This window comes from Okeania sp. SIO2F4, assembly GCF_010672385.1.
Taxonomy (GTDB): Bacteria; Cyanobacteriota; Cyanobacteriia; order Cyanobacteriales; family Microcoleaceae; genus Trichodesmium.
In genome coordinates this window covers 1-4,526 of the sequence record NZ_JAAHGT010000810.1, presented here as the reverse complement: position 1 = coordinate 4,526, position 4,526 = coordinate 1, and the positions used below count along the sequence as shown (strand labels likewise).

Sequence of the window (4,526 nt, the reverse complement as noted above, 5' to 3'; positions counted from 1 at the left end):
TTGAGCGCATTTAGCTGGAGCGCTCTTCAATTCGAGGGTAACGGTCCCCCACAACAGGAGCGAAAAAATTAGTGGTGCGCTTTGCGTGGGGGGGGGGAAAGAATCCCCCATTATACACCTTGAATAAGCTGACTGCTGTTAGCGAAGCTCCTCTGTAAGAGGCAGCTCCTCTGAAAGAGGCTAGCTGAGTGCTGAGTGCTACTTCAATTTTTAACTTGCGCGTAGCACTATAAAACCCACCCTTACTATTGCAAAATTTTAGGTGTGTCACGCCAATAATATGTGTTTTTACAGATATTGATATATCAATTTAATTTCAATTTGCGACAATTACTGATTGTTAATTGAAATTAGCTTTAACTATAATTAAATTATAGGATTTAGGCAAACAGACCCAGTTGCTAGGAAAAATCGTTGGTTTAAAAATAAGCATCTACAAAAAACCGGATTCTAGGATTCTGTTTGTGTAGCCCCTATTATATCAAATTCAGTAGTATCGGTATGATTCATGCCCCATAATGGTTTGGCGGTCAAACTCAAACTCTACTTGGAGTTTTTGCCCATACTGATGGTAGAACCTTATTCTTCAAAATAAGCAGATTTGATATTAATTATAATTTCAATTAATTTTTTAGAGGAACTAAATAAATGGAAGATAACGGACTCACTCCTAGTGGAAATAACTTACTTGCCAGTGATAATGCTGAGGTTATCGCTCTCTCCTCTGGAGAACTAGCTGATTTTCCCGATGGGTTAGCAGCTCTTGGTGGCAACGATATAGTTACAGGGTCTTCAGACTCAGAGGTAATTATGGGAAACCGGGGGGAAGATAGTCTCAACGGTGGAGATGGCAGTGACACTATTATGGGTGGCAAAGACAATGACACAGTAGAAGGTGGTAACGGTGATGACTTAGTTCGTGGCGATCGCCAAGATGATGTTGTTAGAGGAGGAAATGGTGCTGACACTTTATTTGGAGGCAAAAATAATGACCGCCTCTTTGGGGATGCTGGTAATGATATTTTGTTTGGCGATCGAGACAATGATACTCTCACTGGGGGTTTGGGGGAAGACACTCTCACTGGAGGTGAGGGGAGCGATGTCTTTGTCTTAGAAAGTGGTGCAGGTATTGATGAAATAGCTGACTTTGAAAACGGCATCGATCTAATTCAACTTCCCGAAGGTTTAAGTTTTGGCGACATCAGTTTACAAAATAGTAGTAGCACTCAGCAAAATACCCTAATTATTGATAGTCTGACTGGAGAAGCGATCGCTCAAGTAAATAATGTATCTGCGGGTAGTCTCAGCAGTGCCAATTTCTTATTTGAGGGCAGTTCCAATATCGAAGCAAGTAATCAAGATTTTATTGATAGAGTCGTGGAACTTACCAACCAAGAGCGTACTCAGTTGGGTTTAGATCCCCTGACAGCAGACCCACTGTTAAATCAAGCAGCACAAACTCACACTGAGAATATGGCAGTGCAAGACTTTTTCGACCATACCGGATTAGATGGTTCCTCCGCAGGCGATCGTATTGAAGCTACAGGATATGACTTTTCAGCATGGGCAGAAAATATTGCGGCAGGACAACAGACACCGGAAGCAGTAGTAGCAGCGTGGATGGGTAGCGACGGACATCGTGCCAACATTCTCGATCCAAATTTGGAAGAAATTGGTGTTGGTTACCATTTCTTGCAGGAAGATACTGGTAGCGTTAATGCCAATCATTACTGGACGCAGGTTTTTGGTACGCCCTTTGAAAGTTAGGGAGTAGGGGACTGTAGGGAGTTCCATCCAACGCCCAGAAATTATACCATTTCTCAAAAACTTTTCAACCCGTATCTTGAGTAGGGGATTCACCCCTAACCCCTCCTGGGAGGCGGAGGAGGTAGGGAGGTTTGTAATATAGAATCCGGGTAATTAGTTATCGTATCGCGCTTGGAGTCAGGAGTCAGGAGTCAGGAGAAATATTGGATTTGAACTATTAAATTTTTAAATTCGTATTCAATAGAACATCTGTATTAAGAGGAAGTAATGCATGCGATTACTGTATAACCGGATTTTATATAAAGTCTTTTAATCACACTTATTATTCGTAACATTCTTTTTTTTAATTGGCATTATATCAAATCCGGTAGTATCGGTAAAAACAGTATAGAAACCGGGTTTGTATTAAATGCCCCACCATGCTAACATCGACCTCAGCAAGCGGATATAATATTATATCAAGTCTCATTAATTAGCCATAATAAAAATTTTCTTCTGTTTAAATGAGAATATTTTTCAAATTTCTCCTTGTTCCCTACTCCTTACTTCCTATTCCCTAAATTCTATATGATATAATTTAGAATCAAAAATTTTGATATATACTAATGGCATTAGCACCTTTACTTCCGATTTTACATCCAATATTAAGATTTACTTTTCCCAATTGTTTATGGCAAGGAAACACACAAAACCCAGAAATTACTCTTACCTTCGATGACGGACCTCACCCAGAATATACACCTCAATTATTAGAAGTTCTAGATAAGTATCAGATTAAAGCAAACTTTTTTTTGTTAGGTATATGTGTAGACCGTTATCCAGAAATAACTAAAGCAATATATGAAAAAGGTCATTGGATTGGTTTACATGGGTATGAACATATATCATTTCCTAAACTTACTCCTATTCAACTGAAATCTAGTTTAGAAAAAACACAACTTTCTATTTATAAAGCTTGTGGATTAGCAACAAAATTAATTTGTGATGTGCGTCCTCCTAATGGCATAGCTATACCTCAAACTCTAAAATTATTAGAGGAATGGAAATATAGAACTGTTATGTGGACTGTAGTACCTGTAGATTGGGTCAGACCAGGAATTTCAGTAGTTGTTAATCGAGTAGTTCAGCAAACCTCTAATGGTTCAATTATTGTCTTGCATGATGGATGTTCTGGCGGTCAGGATGTGACAAAAAGTGTTGCAGAAATAATTCCGATTTTACTAGAAAAAAACTATAATTTTATTACTATAGATAAAATGTGGCAAACAAAATAGGGAATAGGGAGTAGAGTTCTTAGGAATAGGTAGTAATTGTGCTTAATGCAATGAATCGTTAAAAACATTACTAAACCTTGCTTATTATTTACAGCAGTTTTCAGGTTAATGAACCACATTAAAAAAAAGATAACCTTGTAACCTTGTAGGGACGTTGCATGCAACGTCCCTACTTTGTGGCCGACTCAAATGAAAAGGGCTGTAATACAAGTTTTATAAATTTTTGCTACAAATATTTGGACTGTTTCTAGTAGTCAATAGTCAATAGTCAGTAGTCAGTAGAAGCAGTTTTTATTATCATTTTTTTCTATGAAACAATCTATTCTAGTAAATTTGCATCTGACTTAAACTACTTTGGTTGACTAAAATATTCGTAACATTCTTTTTTCACGCTTGGTATAATACCAGTTTAAAAAAAGAATGCTACAAAAAGGTGCATCTCGATCAGAGATACTTACAGCAATGCATGAGGATGCTGAGGTACATTCATAAGACTACTTTTATATTCCCAGTTAAGTGTTCCCTAGGACAATAAAACTTTGTACCTCACGCGCCTCCGAAACTGCTGTAAAAATAGCTTTTGCAATTTATTCTAGACAGCTATATCTATTCATTTTTCCCTCTTTTATTCAATATTTCTTCCTTATTCCTTCTTCCTTATTCCTTCTTCCCTCTTCCTTGCTTCTACCATTTGTAACAAAAATTTATTAAATTGGTATAATAACTGAAGTATTGAGAAAGTATGGCATTATTTTGGGTAGTTAGTATTATTTGCTCAAAGCATAATAAAGGGGCTAAAATAAATTGTTAATCTGTAGTCAAAGGTTTCTTGTCTCAGAGATTACTTTTGACTTTTAATTTTTGACTTTATTTAGTGGAGGAATATTGATGATTAAGATTTATAAGTTGCATCCTATACTTGCTTTAGTCGTAGCATTAAGTACCATAATTACTCTGGAATTATTTGACAGCAAGAAAATCAGATCGGCACTTGCGGAAACAACCTTACAAGACATTGAAAATCATTTTGCTCAAGCTTGTATTAATAGTTTATTAGACAAAAAAATAATATTTGGCGACGACAAAAATCTAACTTTTCGCCCCAATGCACCTGTAACTAGAGCCGAATTTGCTGCAATGATTACTAAGGCTTTTCCAGATACAAAACTTGTGCGGGATTCGATGAAATTTGTAGATATTCCTCAAGACTATTGGGCTGATGATGCTATTCAAAAATCTTATGAAATGGGTTTTTTATCCCCATATATTGGTAAAGCTTTTAATCCCACTCTCAAGATTAAACGCTGGCAAGTTTTGACTGCTTTAAGTGTAGGGTTAAAATATCAAGCAAGTACATCTTTAGAACAGAATTTGAACAAAATTTTTGAGGATGCAGAAGCAATTCCTGAAGATGCAAAAAAGGCTATTGCAGCAGCAACAGAAAAAGGTATTGTTGTTAATTATCCAAATGTTAGGCTGCTTAAT

3 protein-coding genes are annotated in these 4,526 nt (G+C 36.8%); all 3 read left to right on the top strand.

What is annotated here, in order from left to right; translation table 11 throughout:
• Positions 1 to 648: 648 nt before the first annotated feature.
• On the top strand, positions 649 to 1,767 hold the full coding sequence (locus F6K22_RS33100) for a CAP domain-containing protein (protein WP_293108119.1): 1,119 nt from the start codon (positions 649 to 651) through the stop codon (positions 1,765 to 1,767).
• 605 nt (positions 1,768 to 2,372) lie between these two features.
• A complete protein-coding gene (locus F6K22_RS33095; RefSeq protein WP_293108116.1) occupies positions 2,373 to 3,041 on the top strand; it encodes a polysaccharide deacetylase family protein in 669 nt (222 codons plus the stop codon).
• A gap of 888 nt (positions 3,042 to 3,929) precedes the next feature.
• On the top strand, positions 3,930 to 4,526 hold a 597-nt coding region (locus F6K22_RS33090; protein ID WP_293108113.1), incomplete at its 3' end, for an S-layer homology domain-containing protein.

Excerpts from the sequence above, each read along its gene's own strand:
- F6K22_RS33095 (WP_293108116.1), top strand. The coding sequence starts at position 2,373 with ATGGCATTAGCACCTTTACTTCCGATTTTACATCCAATATTAAGATTT.
- F6K22_RS33100 (WP_293108119.1), top strand. The coding sequence starts at position 649 with ATGGAAGATAACGGACTCACTCCTAGTGGAAATAACTTACTTGCCAGT.